Origin of the sequence: Microbacterium sp. 13-71-7 (assembly GCF_002257455.1) — a bacterium.
Taxonomy (GTDB): domain Bacteria; phylum Actinomycetota; class Actinomycetes; order Actinomycetales; family Microbacteriaceae; genus Microbacterium.
The window spans coordinates 1-4439 of the sequence record NZ_NCKN01000286.1 but is presented as its reverse complement, the minus strand read 5'-3'; the positions used below and the strand labels follow the sequence as shown (position 1 = coordinate 4439).

General features: G+C 72.1%; 4 protein-coding genes. 3 read left to right on the top strand and 1 reads right to left on the bottom strand.

Annotated features, from left to right (window positions below):
• A partial coding sequence (locus B7X32_RS18810; RefSeq protein WP_292723196.1) for a cold-shock protein occupies positions 1–207 on the bottom strand: 207 nt, incomplete at its 3' end.
• Between the two features lie 115 nt (positions 208–322).
• Between B7X32_RS18810 and B7X32_RS18805 the strand changes: the two genes are divergently transcribed.
• The 3 genes from B7X32_RS18805 (at position 323) to B7X32_RS18795 (ending at position 4136) form a co-directional block, all read left to right on the top strand.
• A complete protein-coding gene (locus tag B7X32_RS18805) occupies positions 323–598 on the top strand; it encodes a multidrug ABC transporter ATPase (RefSeq protein ID WP_292723193.1) in 276 nt (91 codons plus the stop codon).
• 23 nt (positions 599–621) lie between these two features.
• Positions 622–2424, top strand: a complete 1803-nt coding sequence (locus B7X32_RS18800) for a helicase-associated domain-containing protein (RefSeq protein WP_292723190.1) — start codon at positions 622–624, stop codon at positions 2422–2424.
• A gap of 68 nt (positions 2425–2492) precedes the next feature.
• Positions 2493–4136, top strand: coding sequence for a DNA repair helicase XPB (locus B7X32_RS18795; protein ID WP_292723187.1), 1644 nt, complete (start codon positions 2493–2495; stop codon positions 4134–4136).
• Positions 4137–4439 lie beyond the last annotated feature (303 nt).

Below are 4439 nucleotides of genomic sequence, written 5' to 3'. Positions count from 1 at the left end.
GCTGACCGGAGCCTCGAGGACTCGCACGGACAGCGCCTGCAGACCCCGCTTGCCGTCGGCGACACCGAATTCGACTCGGGTGCCGGCCTTGACCGCGGACCCGGCGGGGAGGGACGTGGCGTGCAGGAAGACGTCCTGGCCGTCATCGGTGGTGATGAAGCCGAACCCCTTCTCGTCGTCGTAGAACCTGACCTTGCCGGTGGGCATGGGAGAACCTCGCTGCAATACTCGGGCGCCGGATCCGTGCGGATCCGGCCGGGACGCGTGCGGAAGCCCCGCACCCCACCAGCCTACCGGTCACGGAGCGGGTAGGCTGGGACGGATGAGCACTCGGCAGCCTGCCCCAGAGCCGGAGATCCGCCGGATCGACCGGTTCCTGACGTTCGGCGCACTGACGCTGGCCGCACTCTCCGTGATCTGCTTCTTCGTGATCATCATCGCGACCGCGGTGGGGATGAAGCAGGCCGACTTCACGCACGGCGCATGGCCGGTCGTCGGGGTGTTCCCGTTCTGGGGCCTGCCGATCGCGTTCGTGATGATCATCGTGCTGCTCATCATGAGCTTCGTACGGAGAGGCCGCGCAGCGCGGCGCTCCTGACGCCGCTGCAAGCTGTTCTCCCCATGAGCACCCATGCGCGCCTTCTCGCCGAGGCGCTGTCCGCGCGCACCGACGAGGAGCTCGCCGCCCTCTTCGGCCGCCGAGAGGTGCGCCCCGAGGCCGGCTGGAACGACTTCTTCGACGCCGCGGAGGCGCTGCTGGATCCATCGTCGCTGGCGCGCATCCTGCCCCGGCTGACCAGGGCAGAGGCCGGCGGTCTCGTGGCGGCCGTCGCCGGCGCGGATCCCGGTCCGGTCGCGGAGTCGCTGCGCGACCTCGCGCTGCTCTCACCCTCGGGCACGACCCTGCCGCCGTCGGTGGCGGCGGCCGTCACCGGACGCGAGACCCCGGACGCCGCAGTCGACGCGACCCGGGGATCCGGCCCCCTCGCCGGGAGCGGCAGATCCGGCTCCCTCGCGGGGAACGGCGATGAGGCCTCGGCGGCGCGCGCGGCCGAAAGGGCCTTCACCACGGTCGCCACCCTCGCCGACGCCCTGCTCCTCGCCGAGGAGGGGCCGCTCGCGCTGCTCGCCGGGGGCACGGTCGGACTCTCCGAGAAGCGCCGTCTGAGCGAACGCGGTCTCCCCGACGACCCTGCGCTGCTCGACGATGTGCTGGCGGTCGGCACGGCCGCGGGCCTGCTCCGGCCGATCGATCGCACGTTGCTCCTCTCCGCCGCCGGCGCGGCGTGGCTGCGGCTCCCCGGCGCCGAGCGGTGGGCTCAGCTGGTCTCGGGCTTCCGCGACGCGCTCCCCGACGTGCTGCGCACCGCGGAAGGCGGATGGATCCCGCTGCGCGAGTGGGCGGACGAGCATCCCTGGGATCCCGCCTGGCCCGCCCGCACCGACGCCCTGCTCCGGCAGGCGCGGCTGCTCGGCCTCGTGATGGACGACGAAGCCGGCCCCGAAGACCTCGAGGCGCCGTGGGCCGAGGCGCCCCGCCGCGGAGCGGATCCTGATCCTGCCGCCCTCGCCGCCTACGTTCCCGCAGAGGTCGACCGGATCTTCCTGCAGAACGACCTCACCGCGATCGCCCCGGGGCCGCTGCTGCCGGCCCTCGATCTGCGGCTGCGCGGCATGGCGGCGCGGGAGTCGGCCAGTCAGGCCTCGTCCTACCGCTTCACCGCGGATTCGCTCAGCACGGCACTGTCGGCCGGCGAGACGGAGCACGGCGTCCTGGCCTTCCTCGAGGAGATCTCGCTCACCGGGGTGCCCCAGCCGCTGCGCTACCTGCTCGCGCAGAGCGCGAACAGGCACGGCCAGGTCCAGGTGGGCACGGACGCGGAGACCGGGCGCACCCGCGTGCGCAGCCGCGACCCGCACCTGCTGCAGGCGATCGGCGTGGATCAGGCCCTGCGTCCGCTGGGCCTCGTCGCCGAGGACAGCGCGGAGGACGGCACCGTGCTGACCACGCGCGTCAACCGCGACACCGTGTTCTGGGCGCTCACCGACGAGCACTACCCCGCCGCGCTCGTGGACGCCGAGGGCGCCCTCGAGCGTCCGGTGCGCACCACGGCGGAGAGCGCTCCCCCGCCGCCCTCGGACACGCAGCGCTATGCGACGCTCATCGCGCGCCTGCGCAAGGCCCGCGAGGGCGACGCGGACGCCGCCTGGCTGGAGCGCGAGCTCGAGCACGCGGCGAAGCAGCGCGCCGTGCTCGCCGTCGAGGTGGCGATGCCCGACGGCACCGCACGGGAGCTCGTGCTCGAGGTGACCGGTTTCGGAGGCGGGCGCCTGCGCGGCCGCGACCGGGCGAGCGACGTCGAGCGCACCCTGCCCATCCGCTCGATCCTGTCCACCCGCGCGATCGAGGACACCGGATCCTGATGCCGCTCGGCGGTCGCACCCTGCGGCGGGCGCCTGCGCCCCTGGGGCAACCGGTAGACTGATCCGCTATGTCTGATGGCCCGCTGATCGTCCAGAGCGACCGCACCGTACTGCTCGAGGTCGCGCACCCCGACGCCGAGAGCGCCCGGCACGAACTCGCGATCTTCGCCGAGCTGGAGCGCGCACCCGAGCACATCCACACCTACCGGGTCACCCGGCTGGGACTGTGGAACGCCCGCGCGGCCGGCCACACGGCCGAGGACATGCTCGAGACCCTGGACCGCTGGTCGCGGTTCCCGGTGCCGCCGTCGGTGTCGGTCGACATCCGCGAGACCGTGAACCGCTACGGCAGGCTCGTGATCGAGCGGGACGACGAGGGCCTGCTCATCCTGCGCTCCACCGATCCCGCCGTGCTGACGCAGGTCGCCGGGAACAAGCGGATCCAGCCGCTGCTCGTGGGACATCCCTCTCCCGACACCTACGTCATCGACGCCTGGGCCCGCGGGCAGATCAAGCAGGAGCTGCTGAAGATCGGCTGGCCCGCCGAGGACCTCGCCGGCTACACGCCGGGCACGCCGCACGAGATCACCCTGGCCGAGGACGGCTGGACGATGCGCCCCTACCAGCAGGATGCGGTCGACGCGTTCGCGAAGGACGGATCCGGCGTCGTCGTGCTCCCCTGCGGCGCCGGCAAGACGATCGTCGGCGCGGGTGCGATGGCCGCGACCAAGACGACCACGCTGATCCTGGTCACGAACGCCGTCTCCGCGCGGCAGTGGCGGGACGAGCTCATCAAGCGCACCAGTCTGACCGCCGAGGAGATCGGCGAGTACTCCGGGCAGGTGAAGGAGGTCAAGCCGGTCACGATCGCGACCTACCAGATCCTCACCGCCAAGCGGAAGGGCCAGTACGCGCACCTGTCGCTGCTGGACGAGATGGACTGGGGCCTCGTGGTCTACGACGAGGTGCACCTGCTCCCCGCACCGGTGTTCAAGCTCACCGCGGACCTGCAGGCGCGGCGCCGGATCGGCCTGACCGCCACGCTCGTGCGCGAGGACGGACGCGAGGGCGACGTCTTCAGCCTGATCGGGCCGAAGCGCTTCGACGCACCGTGGAAGCAGATCGAGGCGCAGGGCTTCATCTCCCCCGCCGCCTGCTACGAGGTGCGCGTGGACCTGCCGCCGGACGACCGGCTGGAGTACGCCGCCGCGACCGACGACGAGCGCTACCGCCTCGCCGCCTCCGCGCCGGCCAAGATCACGGCCGTCCGCGAGCTCATCGCGAAGCACCCCGGCGAGCGCATCCTCGTGATCGGGCAGTACCTGGACCAGCTTGAGGAGCTGTCCCAGGCCCTGAACGCCCCCTCGATCACCGGGGCGACTCCCGTCGACGAGCGCGAGCAGCTGTACCGCCAGTTCCGCGAGGGCGAGATCGAGCTGCTCGTGGTGTCCAAGGTCGCGAACTTCTCGATCGACCTGCCCGAGGCCTCGGTGGCGATCCAGGTCTCCGGATCCTTCGGCTCACGGCAGGAGGAGGCGCAGCGGCTCGGCCGCCTGCTGCGCCCGAAGCAGTCCGGGCACACGGCCAGCTTCTACACGCTGATCGCTCGCGACACGGTCGATCAGGACTACGCGCAGAACCGCCAGCGCTTCCTCGCGGAGCAGGGCTACAGCTACACGATCATGGACGCGCACGAGCTCGAAGCCGCCTGACCCCGCCCGGCCTCGGCCCGGCCCCGACCCCCGCCTCGGCCCCGCTTTTTCTTTCCGCGAGACTCCAACTGGGCGACGAGACTGCAGCTATTGCGCGCAGTCTCGTCGCCCAGTTGGAGTCTCGCGGTCAGGAGGCGAACCCCGGAGCGGGTCAGCTCTGCGGGATGACCGTCAGCACGCGGGCGGTGAACTCGGCGAACGCGGCCATGAACTGGCGCAGGAACTCCTCGGTCCCGGGCGTCGTGACGCGGCCGTTGTCGTCGATGAGGCCCGGCGAGTAGTGGATGTACGCCTCGGGCGCCG

What these genes read in the sequence shown, in the direction of transcription:
- B7X32_RS18805 (WP_292723193.1), top strand. Translation starts at nt 323, where the DNA reads ATGAGCACTCGGCAGCCTGCCCCAGAGCCGGAGATCCGCCGGATCGAC.
- B7X32_RS18800 (WP_292723190.1), top strand. Translation starts at nt 622, where the DNA reads ATGAGCACCCATGCGCGCCTTCTCGCCGAGGCGCTGTCCGCGCGCACC.
- B7X32_RS18795 (WP_292723187.1), top strand. Translation starts at nt 2,493, where the DNA reads ATGTCTGATGGCCCGCTGATCGTCCAGAGCGACCGCACCGTACTGCTC.